This window comes from Halorubrum depositum (assembly GCF_007671725.1).
In the GTDB taxonomy this organism is placed as follows: domain Archaea; phylum Halobacteriota; class Halobacteria; order Halobacteriales; family Haloferacaceae; genus Halorubrum; species Halorubrum depositum.
In genome coordinates, this window is record NZ_VCNM01000003.1 from 136,935 (window position 1) to 153,752 (window position 16,818).

Annotated in this window: 18 protein-coding genes; 12 read left to right on the forward strand and 6 right to left on the reverse strand. The window is 71.1% G+C overall.

All coding sequences use genetic code 11. From position 1 onward, the window contains the following. Positions 1-72: 72 nt before the first annotated feature. Positions 73-627, reverse strand: a complete 555-nt coding sequence (locus FGM06_RS14940; protein ID WP_144800069.1) for a DoxX family protein — start codon at positions 625-627, stop codon at positions 73-75. A 116-nt stretch (positions 628-743) separates the two neighbouring features. Here FGM06_RS14940 and FGM06_RS14945 point away from each other — a divergent pair, with 116 nt between their 5' ends. The 3 genes from FGM06_RS14945 (at position 744) to FGM06_RS14950 (ending at position 2,431) form a co-directional block, all read left to right on the forward strand. Beyond that, complete coding sequence (locus FGM06_RS14945; RefSeq protein ID WP_144800070.1) at positions 744-1,550, forward strand: aldo/keto reductase; 807 nt, start codon at positions 744-746, stop codon at positions 1,548-1,550. A gap of 106 nt (positions 1,551-1,656) precedes the next feature. Next, the gene (locus FGM06_RS16150) at positions 1,657-1,818 is read left to right on the forward strand and encodes a hypothetical protein (RefSeq protein WP_186311045.1); all 162 of its coding nucleotides are present in this window, start codon (positions 1,657-1,659) and stop codon (positions 1,816-1,818) included. A gap of 196 nt (positions 1,819-2,014) precedes the next feature. Continuing rightward, entirely contained in the window at positions 2,015-2,431 is a 417-nt protein-coding gene (locus FGM06_RS14950; protein WP_144800071.1) for a DUF5790 family protein, read from the forward strand. A gap of 12 nt (positions 2,432-2,443) precedes the next feature. Here FGM06_RS14950 and FGM06_RS14955 read toward each other — a convergent pair whose 3' ends face one another. Next, positions 2,444-3,199, reverse strand: coding sequence for a creatininase family protein (locus tag FGM06_RS14955; protein WP_144800072.1), 756 nt, complete (start codon positions 3,197-3,199; stop codon positions 2,444-2,446). 113 nt (positions 3,200-3,312) lie between these two features. On the opposite strand from FGM06_RS14955, the gene FGM06_RS14960 reads away from it, so the two are divergent. Then, a complete protein-coding gene (locus FGM06_RS14960) occupies positions 3,313-3,651 on the forward strand; it encodes a DUF5789 family protein (protein WP_144800073.1) in 339 nt (112 codons plus the stop codon). 48 nt (positions 3,652-3,699) lie between these two features. Here FGM06_RS14960 and FGM06_RS14965 read toward each other — a convergent pair whose 3' ends face one another. Together FGM06_RS14965 and FGM06_RS14970 are read right to left on the reverse strand one after the other, a co-directional pair. Next, the gene (locus FGM06_RS14965) at positions 3,700-5,643 is read right to left on the reverse strand and encodes an ABC transporter ATP-binding protein (RefSeq protein WP_144800074.1); all 1,944 of its coding nucleotides are present in this window, start codon (positions 5,641-5,643) and stop codon (positions 3,700-3,702) included. 130 nt (positions 5,644-5,773) lie between these two features. After that, positions 5,774-6,097 carry a DUF7538 family protein gene (locus FGM06_RS14970; RefSeq protein ID WP_144800075.1) on the reverse strand — a complete coding sequence of 108 codons (324 nt, stop codon included), beginning with the start codon at positions 6,095-6,097 and terminating at the stop codon, positions 5,774-5,776. A 93-nt stretch (positions 6,098-6,190) separates the two neighbouring features. Between FGM06_RS14970 and rnz the strand changes: the two genes are divergently transcribed. The 3 genes from rnz (at position 6,191) to FGM06_RS14985 (ending at position 8,498) form a co-directional block, all read left to right on the forward strand. Next, entirely contained in the window at positions 6,191-7,123 is a 933-nt protein-coding gene (gene rnz, locus FGM06_RS14975; protein WP_144800076.1) for a ribonuclease Z, read from the forward strand. A gap of 73 nt (positions 7,124-7,196) precedes the next feature. Continuing rightward, positions 7,197-7,616, forward strand: coding sequence for an HIT family protein (locus FGM06_RS14980; RefSeq protein ID WP_144800077.1), 420 nt, complete (start codon positions 7,197-7,199; stop codon positions 7,614-7,616). A gap of 96 nt (positions 7,617-7,712) precedes the next feature. Next, positions 7,713-8,498: an AAA family ATPase gene (locus tag FGM06_RS14985; protein ID WP_144800078.1), complete on the forward strand. Its 786-nt coding sequence runs from the start codon at positions 7,713-7,715 to the stop codon at positions 8,496-8,498. Positions 8,499-8,539: 41 nt separating this feature from the next. Here the strand turns inward: FGM06_RS14985 and FGM06_RS14990 are convergent, their stop codons facing one another. Next, positions 8,540-9,064, reverse strand: coding sequence for a DUF7858 family protein (locus FGM06_RS14990; protein WP_144800079.1), 525 nt, complete (start codon positions 9,062-9,064; stop codon positions 8,540-8,542). Positions 9,065-9,227: 163 nt separating this feature from the next. Here FGM06_RS14990 and FGM06_RS14995 point away from each other — a divergent pair, with 163 nt between their 5' ends. Next, positions 9,228-10,202, forward strand: coding sequence for a transcription initiation factor IIB (locus FGM06_RS14995; RefSeq protein ID WP_144800080.1), 975 nt, complete (start codon positions 9,228-9,230; stop codon positions 10,200-10,202). A 98-nt stretch (positions 10,203-10,300) separates the two neighbouring features. Further along, entirely contained in the window at positions 10,301-11,932 is a 1,632-nt protein-coding gene (locus FGM06_RS15000) for a GTPBP1 family GTP-binding protein (protein ID WP_144800081.1), read from the forward strand. 36 nt (positions 11,933-11,968) lie between these two features. On the opposite strand, the gene FGM06_RS15005 is transcribed toward FGM06_RS15000, so the two are convergent. After that, positions 11,969-12,313 (reverse strand): dihydroneopterin aldolase family protein, encoded by a 345-nt coding sequence (locus FGM06_RS15005; protein ID WP_144800082.1) that lies wholly within the window; start codon positions 12,311-12,313, stop codon positions 11,969-11,971. Between the two features lie 143 nt (positions 12,314-12,456). Here FGM06_RS15005 and FGM06_RS15010 point away from each other — a divergent pair, with 143 nt between their 5' ends. The 3 genes from FGM06_RS15010 to FGM06_RS15020 all read left to right on the forward strand — a co-directional run bounded on the left by FGM06_RS15010 (position 12,457) and on the right by FGM06_RS15020 (position 16,725). Then, positions 12,457-13,788: an amidohydrolase gene (locus FGM06_RS15010; protein WP_144800083.1), complete on the forward strand. Its 1,332-nt coding sequence runs from the start codon at positions 12,457-12,459 to the stop codon at positions 13,786-13,788. Positions 13,789-14,000: 212 nt separating this feature from the next. After that, complete coding sequence (locus FGM06_RS15015) at positions 14,001-15,320, forward strand: DNA primase (RefSeq protein ID WP_144800084.1); 1,320 nt, start codon at positions 14,001-14,003, stop codon at positions 15,318-15,320. Positions 15,321-15,435: 115 nt separating this feature from the next. Then, on the forward strand, positions 15,436-16,725 hold the full coding sequence (locus tag FGM06_RS15020) for an adenosylhomocysteinase (protein WP_144800085.1): 1,290 nt from the start codon (positions 15,436-15,438) through the stop codon (positions 16,723-16,725). The last annotated feature ends 93 nt before the right edge of the window (positions 16,726-16,818 follow it).

Here is a 16,818-nt window from a genome sequence, read left to right on the forward strand (position 1 = left end):
GACATTAATGACTGGGATGAAAATATCAGTTCTGAAAACCCTGTGCGGCGCGATCTCGGCCGAAGGCGGCGGTCAGCCGAGGAGGTAGCGCGTCCAGGGGTACCGCTCGACGAGCGGCTCGCCGCCGACCTCGTACTGTTCGACGTAGGCGTCGAGCCCGAGGATGCGCCCGGCGCCGAAGGCGGCGACCGAGAGGAACACGAGCATGTACGCGAAGTCGCCGTTGATGTAGCCGTGGCCGATGTCCCAGTTCCCGAGGTAGAACAGGAGCATCATGAACGCGCCCCAGAACGCGGCGAATCGCGTGAGCAAGCCCACGATGACGCCGAGACCGATGAGGAGTTCGCCCCACGGCACCGCGACGTTCACGAACTCGACGAACCACGCGGTCTCGCCCATCGCGGTGAACAGCCCGGCGGCCGGACTCCCGTTCCCGGCTGGCGCGTTCAAGAGGTAGCCGGACGCGCTGAACTCCCCGCTCAGAACCTTGTCGAGGCCGCTCTGGAAGAACGCCAACCCGATCATCAAGCGCAACGCGAGGATGAACCAGACGCTGAGCGTGTGGAGTCTTCCCTCCACCGAGACGCCGCCGATCGTGCTCCGCAGTGAGACTTCTTTTGTCGACATACCGATACCGACTCGCCGTCGGGGGATAATTGCCGGTCGGGATTCCCGGGAGGGGAGAGACCGACGGGAGCGGGCGGGACCGGTACGTTGACGGGGGCTCCGGCTCCCGACTACGTATGTCGGACGCGTTCGATCGGCTCGGGTACGGGACGTACAGGCTGGCCCGCGGCGAGGAGTGCGTCGCCGGGGTCGCCCACGCGGTCGAGACGGGCTACCGGCACGTCGACACGGCGCAGGAGTACGACAACGAGGCGTCGGTCGGGACGGGGATCGACCGCACCGACGTCGACCGCGACGACCTGTTCGTCGCGACGAAGCTCTCGACGGACAACCTCTCGTACGACGAGGCGGTCGCGACGGCGCGGGTGAGCCGCGACCGGCTCGGCGTCGACTCGATCGACCTGCTGTACGTCCACTGGCCGATACACACCTACGACCCCGCGGAGACGCTGCCCGCGCTCGACCACCTCGTCGACGAGGGCGTCGTCGACCGGATCGGGCTCTCGAACTTCCGACCCGACCAGCTGGAGGAGGCCATCGACCGGCTCGACCACGACGTGTTCGCCCACCAAGTGGAGTGTCATCCCCTGCTCCAACAGCGGGAGCTGCGCGAGCTCGCCGTCGAGCGCGGCCACTGGCTCGTCGCGTACTCGCCGATCGCTCGCAACCGCGTCGCCGACGTGGACGTGCTGCGAGAGATCGCCGCGAAGCACGACGCGAGCCCGGCACAGGTGAGCCTCGCGTGGCTCCTCTCGAAGGAGCGGGTCGCGCCGATCCCGAAGGCCGCGAGCTTCGACCACGTCGAGGCGAACCGGGCGGCCCGCGATCTCGACCTCGACCGCGAGGACGTCGAGCGGATCGACGCGCTCGACCGCGGCGAGCGCGTCGTCGACTTCGACGAGGCGCCGTGGAATCAGGTGTGACGGTGGGCCCTCTCATCCGGTTCGGTATATAGCCGTCAGGAGCCAAACCCACCGCTACGACCCACTCATAGTCGGTTTTACGTCGGTCTCGGTCGATCGTCGAAACGTGACCGAATCCGAGACCGACCCCTCCGGCCGGCCGGCGCTGCTCGCCGCGATCCCGAGCGCGGAGCGGGTCGCCGAGTGGATGCGCACGCTCGCCTTGCTCGCCGGCGTGATGGGGCTGCTGATCGCGCTGTTCGTACTCGAACTCCTCACTCGGCTCTGAGACGGGCGCGGCGGCCTCGTCGACGCCGTCGCGGCAGCGTCGCCGTCGCAGCAGCATCGTCGTCGAGCCTCGCCGTCGCCCGAGGCGAAACTGAACGCCGTCCCGCACCGGACCGCGACCCTGACGCCCCGTCGTCGGAGATTTCACTTCCGCTTTCGGGCGCGTTTTTAAAAGGCGTCGGCCCGACGACTCCGGTATGAGCCAGTCCACGTTCGACGACGACGACCTGTTCGGCGAGGCGGCCGAAGAGACCCGGGCCGAGGTCGAAGAGCACCTCGCGGCCGCTCGGGCCGAGCTCCCCGACCCCGACGACGTGTGGGAGACGGACGCGGACAACGTGCTCGGCGCCCTCAACGGGCTCAAGTCCGCCCTCGACGTCGGCGACGCGATCGGCTCCGTCCGGTCGGCGAAGAAGGCGTACGTGCTCGGCGAGCGCGCCGACGCCTTCGAGGACGCCGAGGATTTGAAAGCGGAGATCGAGGCGCTGGAGTCGCTCGTCGGCGACATCGAGAGCGCCGCCGAGGAGGTCGCCTCGCTCACGGGGACGGTTCCCGCGATCCGCGGGGCCCTGCAGGACGCGGCGGACGCCGACGACGAGGAAGACGAAGAGTAGCGACGCCGCGGCTCACCGGTCCTCCCGCTCGACGACCGCCGCCGCCAGCTCCGCCAGCGCGTCGCTCGCGAGGCGCAGGAGCGCCTCGCCGCGCTCGGCGTCGCCGTCGGTCGGGTCGCCGACGACGCCGTTCTCGGTGAACTCGTCCGAGTCGTGCGCGAGGTTCACCCCCGAGACCCACTCGCCCCAGCGGTCGGCGGCCCCCTCGCTCGCGGCCGCGACGCGGTCCTCGCGGACGAGGTCGGGGTTCGTCGCGCGCAGCAGCGCCGTCTCCAGCGGGCCGGCGTGGCCCATGTCGCCCGCGTGCTCGCCGACCGCCTCGAACCAGGTGAACGCGACGGCGTAACCGTCGTGGGTGCCGTCGCGGGAGAACCGGCGGGCGACCTCCGCGAGCGCCTCGACGTTGCCGCCGTGCCCGTTGACGAACACGACCCGGTCGATTCCGTGGTGCGGCAGCGATTCGGCCGCTTCGCGAACGTACGCGCGGAAGGCATCCGGCGAGACCCACATCGTCCCGTCGAACGCGCGGTGCTCCTCGGCGACGCCGACGGGGATCGGCGGGGCGACCGCGGCTTCGGCGGTCCCCTCGTCTCGATCCCCCGTACCCCCGTACGCCGCCGCGCCCGCCTCCGCGACCGCGACGGCGTCGAGGGTGTCGGTCCCGAGCGGCGCGTGGGGGCCGTGCTGTTCGGTGCTGCCGACGGGGACGAACGCGACGTCGACGTCGGCGTCGCGCACGTCGGTCCAAGTGGCGTCAGCGAGTCGCATGCGGCCCCTTCGACGGGACGCGCCGTATAGCCGACGATCGGACGGGGGATCGACCGCGAACGGACCGCGAGTCGACACGGGGAATTATTCCGATCCGCGGTGACAGTCACCTCATGAGCAATGAGAACGATGAACAGGGTCGGACGGCGGGGGTGACGTCCGGACCGCTGAAGCGGGCGCTTCGCGAACACGCCTATCCGGTGTCGGTCGGGGAGCTGGTCGAGCAGTACGGCGGCTTCGAGCTGGAGACCGGGAGCGGGGGCGAGCGGCTCGAAACGACGCTGGAGCGGTGCGAGCGGACGCGGTTCCACGAGCCGCGCGAGGTGCGCGACGCGATCCTCGACGCGCTGGGCGAAGAGCCGAGGGGCGGGGAGACGGCGGCCGGTGAGGGGGGGACAAAAGAGGGGAGCGAGAACGGTGGCGCGGACGACTGGAGCCGGCTGTCGACGTGAGCGCTCCGAAGGGAGGAGCCGGGACGTGTCGGCTCCGGCCCCGTCCGCTCAGTCGTCGTCGGTCTCCGCGTCCTCGATCAGGCGCGCGGTGCGCTCCTGGGCGCGGTCGATGAACTCCTGCGGGAGCTCGTCGATCTCGCCGGCCTGCACGCCCCAGAGGTGGGCGTACAGCCCCCCGTTGTCGAGCAGCTCGCCGTGGGTCCCGCGCTCGACGATCTCGCCGCCCTCCAACACGAGGATGGTGTCGGCGTCCTTGATCGTGGAGAGCCGGTGCGCGATCGCGAACGTCGTCCGGTCGGCCGTGAGCCGGTCGAGCGAGCGCTGGATCAGCATCTCCGTCTCGGTGTCGACGTCGGAGGTCGCCTCGTCGAGGATGAGGATGTCGGGGTCCTTGAGGACCGCCCGCGCGATGGTGACGCGCTGGCGCTGCCCGCCGGAGAGCTTCACGCCGCGCTCGCCGACCATCGTGTCGTAGCCGTCCGGGAGGTTCTCGATGAACTCGTGGGCCTCCGCGGCCCGCGCGGCCTCGCGGACCTCCTCGTCGGTCGCGTCGAACGTGCCGTACGTGATGTTCTCGCGGACGGTGCCGTAGAACAGGTACGACGACTGGCCGACGTAGCCGATCGACCGGCGGAGCGATTTGAGCGTCACGTCGCGGACGTCCTGCCCGTCGATCCGGATGGCACCGTCGTCGACGTCGTACATCCGGAGCAGGAGCTTGAGCACCGTGGACTTGCCGGCGCCGGTCGGCCCCACCAGCGCGAGCGTCTCGCCGCCCTCGACCGCGAAGTCGACGTCGGAGACGATCGTCTCCTCGTCGTAGCCGAAGCTCACGTCGTCGTAGACGACGTCGCCCTCGCCGACGACCAGCTCCTCGGCGTCCGGGTCCTCGGCGAGCCGCGAGGGCTCGTCCATCAGGCCGAAGATCCGCGCGGAGGAGGCGCGGGCGCGCTGGTACATGTTGATGATCTGCCCGAACTGCGCCATCGGCCAGATGAACCGCTGGGTGTAGAGGATGAAGACGACGAACATCCCCTCGGAGAGCTCGCCGGAGAACGGGCCGGGCGGGCCCTGAAACACCCAGAGGCCGCCGACGACGAACGTGAGGACGAAACCGATGCCGGCGAGCACGCGGAGCGCCGGGAAGAACTTGATCCGGGTCGTGATCGCGTCCCAGTTGGAGTCGAAGTAGTCCATCGAGACGTCGTCGACGCGGTCGGACTCGTACGGCTCGGTGTTCGACGACTTGATGACCTGAATGCCGCCGAGGTTGTTCTCCAGCCGGGAGTTCATCTTGCCGACCGTCGACCGCACCTCGGCGTACTTCGGCTGGATGATCTTGATGAACAGGTAGGTGAACCCGGCGATGATCGGGACCGGCAGCAGGGCGACCAAGGCGAGCTGCCAGTTGATCCAGAACAGCAGGACGCTGATCCCGACCACCATCACGGCCAGGCGGAACACGGAGTTCATCCCGTCGTTGAGGAACCGCTCCAGCCGGTTCACGTCGTTCGAGAGGATGGACATCATCTCCCCGGTCTGCTTGTCCGAGAAGAACTCCATGTTCAGCCGCTGCATCTTGTCGTAGGTGTCCGTCCGGACGTCGTGCTGGATGTTCTGCGCGAACGCGTTGAACCCCCAGTTCCGGAGCCAGTGGAACGCCGCGCCGAAGGTGAACGCGCCGACGAGGACGGCGATCGTGAACCAGAACTGATCGGTCTGCGCGGTCGGGAGCCACGCGTCCGGCAGCAACACGAGCGGGATCTGCTCGTTGAACGGCGCCTCGCCGCGGAAGATCGCGTCGATGGCGATCCCGAGCATCAGCGGCGGGAGGAGGTCGAGGAGCCGCGCGAAGACGCTGGCGAGGATACCGACGGAGACCTGCGGGAGGTAGTCGCGACCGTACGCGAGGAACAGGCGTTTCATCGGGTTCTCGATCTTGTCCCGTTGTTCCTCGAAGGGGTCGTCTTCCTCCCATTCGACGCTACTCATTACCGTTTCATATCGTATCGCGCCGCAAATAGGTTTCCTTCGAACCGAAACATATCGGCGGAAATCTCCGGTATCGGGCGTCAACGACCGCGTTTCGCTCGTCCGGTACTCCCCCGAGCGCGGCGGTCCCTCACACCTCGCGACGCTCGACTGACGGGTCGACGCCGGCGGCGTCGAGGTCCTCGCGGATGCGCCGGCGGAGGGGGTCCGGAATCCGCTCGCGGGGAACGGGGACCGCCGTGGCGGCGCTCCCGTCGGATTCGGCGGACGGGTCCGGTTCGGTGGAAGCGTCCGACCCGTCGGCCGGCACCGTCCAGTAGAGGACGCGCTCGGCGGCCGCGTAGAACTCCACCGCGACCCGGTCCCCGCCGCCCCCGTCGTAGTGGACGCGCGCGGCGTCGCCCTCGGCGCGCCACCCCTCTCGTTCGACCAGCGCGGCGATCGAGTCGTGCATGGGCGCGCTCGGGGCGGCGGACACATGTGCGTGTCGCCGCCGGGCCGCGTCGTCATCGATACCGGTTTACAACCGCCGCACCGACGTGCGGGCATGTCCCTTCGCGTCACGTTCCTCGGCACGGGCGGCGCCGTCCCGACCACCGAGCGCGCGCCGAGCGCGCTGTTCGTCAACCGCGAGGGCGACCGCCTGCTGTTCGACTGCGGAGAGGGGACCCAGCGCGGCATGATGCGGCACGGCACCGGGTTCGGCATCGACCACGTGTTCGTCTCGCACCTCCACGGCGATCACGTCCTCGGGATCCCGGGCTTAGTCCAGACGCTCGGGTTCAACGACCGATCGGCGCCGCTGACGGTCCACTGCCCGCCGGGGACGGCGGACGACCTCCACGAGTTGGTCCACGCGGTCGGCCACGACCCCGCGTTCCGGGTGCGAATCGAGGAGGTCGCGCCCGGCGAGGTCGCGCTCGACGCCGACGGCTACGCGGTCCGCGCGTTCGAGACGGAGCACCGGACCGTCTCGCAGGGGTACGTCCTCGACGAGGACGACCGGCCCGGCCGGTTCGACCGCCCGAAGGCGGAGGAGCTCGGGGTCCCCGTCGGCCCGAAGTTCGGCCGGCTCCACGCCGGCGAGCCGGTCGAGGCCGAAGACGGGACGGTCGTCGAGCCGGAGCGGGTCGTCGGCCCGCCGCGGCCCGGCCGAACCCTCGTCTACACCGCCGACACGCGCCCGAGAGAGCGGACGGTCGAGGCCGCCGCCGGCGCCGACCTCCTCGTCCACGACGCGACCTTCGCCGACGACATGGCCGACCGCGCCCGCGACACGGCCCACTCGACCGGGCGCGAGGCCGGCGAGATCGCCGCGCGCGCCGGCGCGAAGCGGCTGGCGCTCGTCCACATCTCCTCGCGGTACGCCGCCGACGCCTCGCCGATCCGACGGGAGGCGCGGGAGGCGTTCGACGGCGACGTCATCCTCCCCGACGACGGCGACCTGATCGACGTGCCGTTCCCCGACGCGGAGGAGTAGGTCGCGGTCGGGCTCGAAGCGAGCGCCCCGCCACCGGGAAACCTTGATGAGTCACGCCGCCGACCCCTCGCGTATGTCCGACGACTGCATCTTCTGTTCGATCGCCGCCGGCGACATCCCGGCGCGGACCGTCCACGAGACCGACGACGTGCTGGCGTTCCTCGACGCCAACCCGCTCGCGCGGGGGCACACCCTCGTGATACCGAAGTCGCACGCGCGGCACGTCGGCGACCTCGACGCCGACCTCGCGAGCGAGCTGTTCGCGGTCGTGACCGAGCTCACCCCGCGGGTGCAGGCCGCGGTCGACGCCGACGGCGCAAACGTCGGGATCAACGACGGCGAGGCGGCCGGCCAGGAGGTCCCGCACGTCCACGTGCACGTCATCCCGCGGTTCGAGGGCGACGGCGGCGCGCCGCTCCACGCGGTCGGCGGGAAGCGGCCGGACCTCTCCGACGACGAGTTGGACGCCGTCGCCGACGCGATCGCGGAGTGAGCGGCCGGGGTCGGCGACGCTCCCCTCGGGCGAGGGAACCGCGCCGGCGACCCGCGTGCAACAGAGTTAACAGCGAAACCCCGAGTAGCCGAGCGCATGCAGGCGACGACGCTCGCACTCGTCGGGGCGACCGGCGGCGCGGGGACGACGCGAACCGCCGTCGAGCTGGCCGCGCTGGGCGCCCGCGACGGCCGCGACGTGGCCGTGATCGACGCCGCGTTCACGACGCAGGGGCTCTCCGAGCACGTCGCGGGACGGATCGGCACCGACCTCACGGCGCTGCTCACCGACGAGACCGACGCGTCGCTGTCGGCGGCGGCGTACCCGCCCGACGACGAGCCGAGCGAGCGTGGCGGCGACCTCGACCTCCCGGGACGCGCGGATCTGATCCCCGCCCGCGCGCCGTTCGAGCGCGTCGCCCGCGCGAAGACGGCCGAGGCCGCGCGGAAGCTGGAGGGACGGATCGGCGAGGCGGCGACCGCCTACGACGCCGTCGTCGTCGACGCCGCCCCCGTCGGGTCGAACGAGGCGGTCGCGGCGGTGACGGCCGCCGACCGCGTCGAGGCGGTGACGCCCGCGACGGCGCACGGCCGCGACGCGCTCCAGCGGCTCCGCGGCCGGGTCGCAGACGTCGGCGGGAGCGTCGACGGAACGATAGCGGTGGCCCGCGCCGGCGACTCCGACGCCGAGCGCGACGAGGACGAGACGGCCGCCGACACCCGGCTCCCCGCCGTCGATCCCGCGGTCGGAAGCGCTCCCGCGGCGGCGACGGGGACCGGCGCGTACGTCGAGGCGCTGGCGGAGACGTACGAGCGCGCGTTCGACGCGTCGCTCGGGATCGAGTTCGAGGAGCCGGGGTTGGTCGATCGGATTCGGTCCTGAGTCGGCAGAGCGGACGAGAAGGGAGCCGCCGGGTCGCGGGCTCAGCGCAGGCCGTCGGGCGACCCGAGCGCGCCGCCGGGGGCATCGCCGTCGCCGCGGAGGCCGTCGCCGAGCGGCGCGGAGCCCGCGACGTGCGCGTCGACGGCCTCGGCGACCGCGGGGACCGGGTCGTGTGTCTCGACGTACGTCGCCAGCGCGAAGTCGGCCCCGTCGCCGCCGGCGAGCGCGACCGCCTCGCTGCGCGCGATCCGACCGTCGAGCCAGTCGCGGACGACGCTCCGCCGGCTCGGCGCGAGCGGGCAGACGCCCTCCACGCCGCAGCGGTGCAGCGCCTTCGCGCCCGTCATCGGCGTCACGCCGGCCTCGCGGGCGGCGTCGCCGACGCTCCGCCCGCCCGTGTACGCGTCGACCAGCGTCGCGGTCGCGGCAGGGGTACACGGGAGGTCGTCCGCGTGCGCCGCGAGCCGGTCGACGAGCGGCGTCTCCGTGTCGTCGGCGACGGCGACCCCGCGCTCGCGCTGGCTCGCGGTCACCTCCAACCCGTCCGCGATCTCCGACAGCGTCATGCGAACGGGTGGCCCCTTCGTGGCATTAAAACCACCGTACTGCGGCGCGACGAGCGCCGATATCACCGACCGGTTACCGGTCGGTTCGAGCGCGCCGATCCGGCCGATCGACCCCGAATTCTCCCGGGTTTAAGTAAGGCATCGGGCCCGAGTTCGACGTGTGATGAGTCAGGCACGCTCGACCCGCGCCCGTTCGCACCGCACCGAGATGACCGATCGCTCCGCGGAGACGACCGACGCGGAGGGAACGACGGGGACCGCGACCGCCGAGGAGACCGCGACCGCCGTCGACGAGTGCCCCGAGTGCGGCGGCCGGACCCGCGTCGACGCCGCCGAGCGCGTCTGCGTCGACTGCGGGCTCGTCGTCGAGGCCGACCGGATCGACCACGGGCCGGAGTGGCGGTCGTTCGACGACGACGACACGAACCCCAAGCGCACCGGCGCGCCCCTGACGCGCTCCCGGCACGACCGCGGGCTCTCGACGGAGATCGGGCGGTCGACCCGCGTGAAGGGGCGCAAGCGCCGGCGGCTCGCTCGGATGCGGACCCAGCACAACCGCGCGCAGATCTCGACCAAGCGGGACCGCAACAAGGTGTACGCGTACACCGAGATCCGGCGGCTGACCGGCGTCTTGGAGCTCCCCGACAGCGTCCGGGACACGGCCTGCGCGCTGTTCGACTCCGCGCAAGAGGAGAGCCTGCTGCGCGGCCGGTCGCTGGAGGGCTTTTCGGCCGCCTGCGTCTACGTCGCCTGTCGCACCGCGGACGTCGCCCGAACCGTCGGCGAGGTCTGCGCGGAGGCGAAGGCGACGGAAGACGAGCACCAAGCGGCCTTCGACGCGATGAACCGCGAACTCGGACTCCCGATCGGGCCGACCGGTCCCGCGGAGTACCTCCCGCGGTTCGCGAGCGACCTCGGCTGCGCGGCCGACGTGGAACGCCGCGCCGGCGAGCTCGCCGAGCGCGCCGTGGAGGAAGGGATCGCGAACGGCCGCAACCCGGTCGGCGTCGCCGCCGCCTGCCTGTACACGGCGGCCCGCCAGCTGGACGCCGACTGCACGCAGCGGGAGGCGGCCGACGTCGCGGACGTGACGCCCGTGACGGTCCGCCGAACCTACGTCGATCTGACCGAGGAGTGAACCGCTCGGGAGCCCTCCCGAGCGCTCGGTACCGATCGCGTGACGTGGGGACGGATCGCACGGAAACCGTTAAGCCCGGCTGTCGCCTACGAACGTGTATGAGCGCTGACCGGTCCGCGTTACGGCGGGCCATCGAGCGCGGCGAGCGCGACGGCGGCGCGATCGAGTTCAAGGAGCGACTGACCCGCGAGGTCCACCTCGCGGAGGGGCGGATGGAGTCGCTCGTGGCCCAGCTCCGCCACCGGGTGCTCTCCGGCGACGGCGAGGCGACGTACGTCCTCGGCGTCACCGACGACGGCGGGCTTGCCGGGATCGCGCCGGAGGCCTTCTCCGAGACGATGGACGTCCTCTCGCTGCTGGCCGACGAGGCCGACGCCCACATCGCCGACGCCGAGACGTGGAGCGCCGGCACCGACGGGAACGGAGCGGACGCCGGGCTCGTCGGGCTCGCCACCCTCCGCGACGGCGGGATGTTCGAGACGGACGACGACCACCTCGTGGTCGGCACGGCCGGCCACGTCGACCACGGGAAGTCGACGCTCGTCGGCACCCTCGTCACGGGGCGGGCGGACGACGGGCAGGGCGGCACGCGCGGCTTCCTCGACGTCCAGCCCCACGAGGTCGAGCGGGGGCTCTCCGCCGACCTCTCGTACGCGGTCTACGGCTTCGAGGACGGCGGCGACGAGCCGGTCCGGATGGACAACCCGCACCGCAAGTCCGACCGCGCGCGGATCGTCGAAGAGGCCGACCGGCTGGTCTCGTTCGTCGACACGGTCGGCCACGAGCCGTGGCTCCGGACGACGATCCGGGGGCTCGTCGGCCAGAAGCTCGACTACGGACTCTTAGTCGTCGCCGCCGACGACGGGCCGACGAAGACGACCCGCGAGCACCTCGGCATCCTGCTGGCGACCGAGCTGCCGACGATCGTCGCGATCACGAAGGCGGACGCCGTGAGCGACGAGCGGCTCGCCGAGGTCGAGCGCGAGGTCGAGTCGATGCTCCGCGACGCCGGGCAGACCCCGCTGCTCGTCGACCGCCACGGGATCGAGACGGCGGTCGCGGAGGTCGGCGACGGCGTCGTCCCCCTCCTCCGCACCAGCGCGGTGACGAAGGAGGGGGTCGAGACGCTCGACCGACTGTTCGAGACGCTCCCGAAGCGCGCGACCCCGGAGCGCGCGGAGTTCCGGATGTACGTCGACCGGAGCTACAAGGTGACCGGCGTCGGCGCCGTCGCGTCCGGCACGGTCAACTCCGGCACCGTGGAGGCCGGCGACGAGCTCCTGCTCGGCCCGATGGCCGACGGCTCCTTCCGCGAGGTGGAGGCGCGCTCGATCGAGATGCACTACCACCGCGTCGACAAGGCGACCGCCGGCCGGATCGTCGGCATCGCGCTGAAGGGCGTCGACGAGGAGGAGATCGAGCGCGGGATGGCCCTCGTGCCGCGCGGGAGCGACCCCGACCCGATCCGCGAGTTCGAGGCCGAGGTGATGGTGCTGAACCACCCGACCAGAATTCAGGAGGGATACGAGCCGGTCGTCCACGTGGAGACGGTCTCCGAGGCGGCCGTCTTCGCGCCCGAGGGCGGCCGGCTCCTTCCCGGCGACACCGGGCGGACGCGGGTCCGGTTCAAGTTCCGGCCGTACCTCGTCGAGGAGGGCCAGCGGTTCGTCTTCCGGGAGGGATCGAGCAAGGGCGTGGGGACGATCCGGGACGTGGATCCGGCGGAGTGAGGCGACGGGAGCGGGTGGGTCGGGGAGCGACGCGGTTCAGTCCCCCTCGACCGAGACGAGTTCCATCAGCGGGTAGCCGTCGCGCATCTCCATCCGGGTGCGGACCGTCACGCCCTCGCGTTCGATCCGCATCTCGACGTCCATCAGCGAGCCGGTGAGCTCCGTGTAGCCGTTCTCGTGGTCGATCGCGTCGGCGACGCGGTCGTCGTGGATGGCGACGGTCACCGACTCGCAGAACGGCTGGTTCTCGATCGACTCCGCCATCGCGGCCTCCAGGCTCCGCGCGCTCGACGGGCTGACGGGCGTCCCGGCGAACTGGTGGTATAAGGAGCCGAACTTGATCCCGGCCTCGAAACACGCCTGCTGGGCGTCGGTTGCCATGCCCGCACTCCGGCGGGAGCGGCCTAAGGGGCTTCGGAGGCGCGGGAGGGTCGGCTCCGATCGCGCTCGCGGCGCCGAAGTCGTGAGACGTCTCGCCGCACCCGAACCGAAGCCGTTTGGTTCGGGGGGCTGAATCCGTCCGTATGAACGCGCTTCGCGTGACGGGCGGCCGCGTCCTCCGCCCGGACGGCTCGGTGACCGAGGCCGACGTGACGATCGACCGCGACGCGGGGCAGATCCTCGCGGTGGGTGACGACGCGGCGACCGACGAGACGGGAGCGAACGCCGGGGAGGTACCCGACGCCGACGAGACCCTCGACGCCGAGGGCTCGCTCGTGATCCCCGGGCTCGTCAACGCGCACACGCACGCCGCGATGACGCTGCTCCGCGGGTACGCCGACGACAAGCCGCTGGACGCGTGGCTCCGGGAGGACATCTGGCCGGCGGAGGCCGAGCTGACGCCCGACGACATCGAGGCCGGCGCCGCGCTCGGGGCGCTGGAGATGATCCGCTCGGGGACGACCGCGTTCGCGGACATGTACTTCGCGATGGACCGGGTCGCCGACGTCGTCGACCGCGCCGGCCTGCGCGCGCGGCTCGGTCACGGGGTCGTGACGGTCGGCAAGAACGAGGCCGACGCCCGCGCCGACGTGGAGGAGAGCCTCGCGGTCGCCCGCGAGCTCGACGGCGCCGCCGACGGGCGGATCCGGACCGCGTTCATGCCGCACTCGCTGACGACGGTCGGCGAGGAGTTCCTGCGCGAGGGGGTCGTCGAGGCCCGGGCGGCGGGCGTTCCGGTCCACCTCCACGCGAACGAGACGGTTGAGGAGGTCGACCCCATCGTCGACGAGCGCGGCGAGCGCCCGATCGCGTACGCGGCCGACCTCGACGCGCTCGGCCCGGACGACTTCTTCGCGCACGGCGTCCACCTCGACGACGCCGAGATCGACCGGCTCGCCGACGCGGGGACCGCGGTCGTCCACTGCCCGGCCTCGAACATGAAGCTCGCCAGCGGGATGGCGCCCGTCCAGCGGCTCCGCGAGGCGGGGGTCACGGTCGCGCTCGGCACCGACGGGGCGGCCTCGAACAACGACCTCGACGTCTTCGACGAGATGCGCGACGCCGCGATGCTCGGGAAGCTCGCCGCGGACGACGCAGCGGCGGTCCCGGCCGAGGCGGTCGTGGAGATGGCGACCGCGGCGGGCGCCGACGCGCTCGGCCTCCCCGGCGGGCGGATCGAGCCGGGGGCGGCCGCCGACTTGGCCGTTGTCGACCTCGACGCGCCGCACCTGACGCCGGTCCACGACCCGGTCTCGCACCTCGCGTACGCGGCGCGCGGGAGCGACGTGCGCCACACGGTCTGCGACGGCGAGGTGCTGATGCGCGACCGCGAGGTCCTGACGCTCGACGCCGAGGCGGTCAAGGAGCGCGCCGCGGGCGCCGCCGCCGACCTCGTCGATCGCGTCGATGGGTAACCGGCGACGAGCGGTCGCGCTCGGAGCGCGCCCGAGCCGCGGACCCGCTTGCTTCGAGCCCGGACCACGTTGATTCGGACAGATTAACGGTCGAAATCCCGCTCGATCCCGAAACGACCGTTACAGCGTCTGAAACCCGGCCACAATTTGGTTAAATCCGGCTTAACCGAGTTCTCTTTTTATGTGATAAGGGCGGCTGGACCCGAGTGGACATGAAAGGACGCACGACAGCAATCCTACTGGTCGCGGTCGTCGCGCTCGGCGCGATGACCGGCGTCGCTGCCGCCGACGGGCACCTCGAGGTGGCCGTCGAGCAAGAAGCGGACGGGACATCGACAGTCACGGTGACCGAGAACGGTACCGCGGTCGAGAACGCCACGGTCAACGTGAGCGTGGTCGACGCGGAGAACGAGTCGTACGGCGGGGCGGACGAGTACGCGACGGACGCGAACGGCACCGTCGATCTCCCCACCCCCGAAGAGGACGTGACGGTCGAGATCACTGCGACCGCCGAGAACGACACCGTCTCGACGACGGCCGATCTCGAGGCGCCCGACGGGCTCGAACTCAACGTGTCGAACACCGACGGCGAGCCGGTCGTCACGGTGACCGACAACGACACCGCGGTCGACAACGCCTCGGTGAACGTCACGACCGCCGACGAGAACGCCACCTACGACGGCGAGGGCGACTACACCACCGACGCGAACGGCACGGTGTCGCTGCCGGCCGCCGCGGAGGACGTCGCGATCGACGTGACCGCCGAGTACGAGAACGACTCCGTCTCGACGACGGTCGACCTCGAGGCCCCCGCCGAGGGACTCGCGCTCGACGTGTCGAACACCGACGGTGAGCCCGTCGTCACGGTCACCGACGACGGCGAGGCCGCCGAGAACGCCTCGGTGAACGTCACGACCGCCGACGGTCAGAACGTCACCTACGCCGGCGCGGGCGACTACGAGACCGACGAGAACGGCACCGTCACCCTCGACGCCGCCGAGGAGAACGTCACGGTCGACGTGACCGCCGAGTACGAGAACGACACCGTCTCGACGACGGTCGACCTGACGACCGGCGAGGAGGCCGCGGAGGACCGGCCGTTCGGACAGCTCGTCCGCGAGTTCATCGAGCAGATCGGCGACCGCGAGGGCGGCATCGGCGACGCGGTCTCGGACTTCGTGACGGAGAACAACCCGGGGAACGCGCCTGACCACGCGGGCGGCCCCGGCGGCCCGGACGACGCGGGTAACGACAGCGCCGAGAACGAGAGCGACGCGCCCGGTATCGGGAACGGCAACGCGCCGGACCGCGCGGGCCAGGGCAACGGCAACGACGGCGAACAGGGCCCTCCGAGCCACGCCGGTAACGGCGACGACGGCGAGGACGGCGAGGAGGTCGACACGGACGAAGAGGAAGAGGCCGAGGACGGAGACGACGGTGACGACGAGGACGAAGGAGACGACGACGAAGGCGATGACGACGAGAACGGCGGAAACGGTCCCGGTAACGGGAACGGCAACGGCCCGCCGTAACTGACGGACGACCGAAGTCGTAACCGACGCGCGGGCGGCGCGGGTTCCGTTTCTGTTTTTCTCGACGCGACCCGGTGTCGGCAGGGTTTAGTGCGCCGTGAGCGAACCGAGTGACATGAGCGAAACCGCGTATCCGCCGGTGTCGAAGCATCTCTCGGACGTCGAAGCGGCCCGAGAGGAGGGGCGCCGGAAGATGGACTGGGCGCTCCAGCACATGCCGATCCTGAACGCGCTCCGCGAGGAGTTCGTGAACGAGCAGCCGCTCGCGGGCGAGACGATCGCGATGGCGATGCACGTCGAGGCGAAGACGGCGAACCTCGTCGAGCTGCTCGCCGACGGCGGCGCCGAGGTCGCGATCACCGGGTGTAACCCGCTGTCGACCCACGACGACGTGTCGGCCGCGCTCGACACCCACGAGTCGATCACCTCCTACGCGGTCCGGGGCGTCGACGACGAGGAGTACTACGACGCGATGCACGCCTGTATCGCCCACGACCCAACCATCACCGTCGACGACGGGATGGACATGGTGAAGCTCGTCCACGAGGAGTACCCCGACCTCATCGACTCCATCGTCGGCGGCGCCGAGGAGACGACCACGGGCGTCCACCGCCTGCGCGCGATGGACGCCGACGGGGAGCTCAACTATCCCGTCTTCGCGGTGAACGACACGCCGATGAAGCAGCTGTTCGACAACGTCCACGGGACGGGAGAGTCGTCGCTGGCGACCATCGCGATGACGACGAACCTCTCGTGGGCCGGCAAGAACGTCGTCGTCGGCGGCTACGGCCAGTGCGGCAAGGGCGTCGCGAAGAAAGCGTCGGGCCAGAACGCGAACGTCATCGTCTGCGAGGTCGACCCGCGGAAGGCGCTCGAAGCGCACATGGAGGGGTACGAGGTTCTCCCGATGGCCGAGGCCGCCGAGAAGGGCGACGTGTTCATCACGACGACGGGGAACCGCGACGTGATCACCCGCGAGCACTTCGAACGGATGGGGGACGGGGTCCTCCTCGCGAACGCCGGCCACTTCGACGTCGAGGTGAACTTAGAGGACCTCGACGACCTCGCCGTGGACCGCTACGAGGTCCGCGACGGCGTCGAGGGGTTCGAGATGGACGACGGCCGCGTCCTGAACGTGCTCGCCGAAGGGCGGCTCGTCAACCTCGCCGCCCCCATCTCGCTCGGCCACCCGGTCGAGGTGATGGACCAGAGCTTCGGCGTCCAGGCGGTCGTCGTCCGCGAACTCGCGGAGAACGGCGAGGCGTACGAGCCCGGCGTCCACGACGTCCCCGACGAGCTCGACCGCGAGGTCGCCGAGATCAAGCTCGCCGCCGAGGGCGTCGAACACGACGCGCTCACCGACGAGCAGCGCGAGTACATGGGCAGCTGGGAGCACGGGACGTGAGCGGTCAACGGTATTAATAAGAAAGAATGCGGTGGCGCGCGCCTCCGAGTGGCCGACAGGCCACGAGGAGCGCGTGCGAGGGACGCGGCGAAC

Bases quoted from the DNA above. Each gene is read 5' to 3' on its own strand.
- FGM06_RS14940 (WP_144800069.1), bottom strand. From the start codon at position 627: ATGTCGACAAAAGAAGTCTCACTGCGGAGCACGATCGGCGGCGTCTCG.
- FGM06_RS14945 (WP_144800070.1), top strand. From the start codon at position 744: ATGTCGGACGCGTTCGATCGGCTCGGGTACGGGACGTACAGGCTGGCC.
- FGM06_RS14950 (WP_144800071.1), top strand. From the start codon at position 2,015: ATGAGCCAGTCCACGTTCGACGACGACGACCTGTTCGGCGAGGCGGCC.
- FGM06_RS14955 (WP_144800072.1), bottom strand. From the start codon at position 3,199: ATGCGACTCGCTGACGCCACTTGGACCGACGTGCGCGACGCCGACGTC.
- FGM06_RS14960 (WP_144800073.1), top strand. From the start codon at position 3,313: ATGAGCAATGAGAACGATGAACAGGGTCGGACGGCGGGGGTGACGTCC.
- FGM06_RS14965 (WP_144800074.1), bottom strand. From the start codon at position 5,643: ATGAGTAGCGTCGAATGGGAGGAAGACGACCCCTTCGAGGAACAACGG.
- FGM06_RS14970 (WP_144800075.1), bottom strand. From the start codon at position 6,097: ATGCACGACTCGATCGCCGCGCTGGTCGAACGAGAGGGGTGGCGCGCC.
- rnz (WP_144800076.1), top strand. From the start codon at position 6,191: ATGTCCCTTCGCGTCACGTTCCTCGGCACGGGCGGCGCCGTCCCGACC.
- FGM06_RS14980 (WP_144800077.1), top strand. From the start codon at position 7,197: ATGTCCGACGACTGCATCTTCTGTTCGATCGCCGCCGGCGACATCCCG.
- FGM06_RS14985 (WP_144800078.1), top strand. From the start codon at position 7,713: ATGCAGGCGACGACGCTCGCACTCGTCGGGGCGACCGGCGGCGCGGGG.
- FGM06_RS14990 (WP_144800079.1), bottom strand. From the start codon at position 9,064: ATGACGCTGTCGGAGATCGCGGACGGGTTGGAGGTGACCGCGAGCCAG.
- FGM06_RS14995 (WP_144800080.1), top strand. From the start codon at position 9,228: ATGAGTCAGGCACGCTCGACCCGCGCCCGTTCGCACCGCACCGAGATG.
- FGM06_RS15000 (WP_144800081.1), top strand. From the start codon at position 10,301: ATGAGCGCTGACCGGTCCGCGTTACGGCGGGCCATCGAGCGCGGCGAG.
- FGM06_RS15005 (WP_144800082.1), bottom strand. From the start codon at position 12,313: ATGGCAACCGACGCCCAGCAGGCGTGTTTCGAGGCCGGGATCAAGTTC.
- FGM06_RS15010 (WP_144800083.1), top strand. From the start codon at position 12,457: ATGAACGCGCTTCGCGTGACGGGCGGCCGCGTCCTCCGCCCGGACGGC.
- FGM06_RS15015 (WP_144800084.1), top strand. From the start codon at position 14,001: ATGAAAGGACGCACGACAGCAATCCTACTGGTCGCGGTCGTCGCGCTC.
- FGM06_RS15020 (WP_144800085.1), top strand. From the start codon at position 15,436: ATGAGCGAAACCGCGTATCCGCCGGTGTCGAAGCATCTCTCGGACGTC.